Raw genomic sequence first — 386 nt, 5'->3', positions numbered from 1 at the left:
CTCCGGGTCTTTGACCAGGTAGCCGAACACAGTGGCGCCCGTGGGCCGCGACAACGCGCGCTTGAGCTGTTCGGAGAAGTGCTGGCCATGGAAGATGTTGTCGCCCAGCACCAGGCACACCGAGTCGGTGCCGATGAATTGCTCGCCGATCAGGAACGCCTGCGCCAGGCCATCCGGCGCAGGCTGCTCGGCATAGCTGAGGTGCACGCCGAACTGGCTGCCATCGCCGAGCAGGTTGCGAAACTGCGGCAGGTCCAGCGGGGTGGAAATCACTAAAATCTCACGGATGCCCGCCAGCATCAGCACCGAGATCGGGTAGTAGATCATCGGCTTGTCATAAACCGGCAGCAACTGCTTGGAGAGGCCGAGGGTGATGGGGTGCAGCC

General features: G+C 63.0%; 1 protein-coding gene. It reads right to left on the bottom strand.

Going from position 1 to position 386, the window contains the following annotated elements:
- Nucleotides 1-384 (bottom strand): sugar nucleotidyltransferase (locus HAQ05_RS28170; protein ID WP_238936624.1); only part of this gene is annotated, 384 nt, incomplete at its 3' end.
- Nucleotides 385-386: the final 2 nt, after the last annotated feature.

It is taken from the genome of Pseudomonas typographi, from assembly GCF_014694385.1.
GTDB classification, from domain to species: domain Bacteria; phylum Pseudomonadota; class Gammaproteobacteria; order Pseudomonadales; family Pseudomonadaceae; genus Aquipseudomonas; species Aquipseudomonas typographi.
The sequence above is the reverse complement of the archived record's forward strand: the minus strand, read 5'-3'. Positions and strand labels throughout refer to the sequence as shown.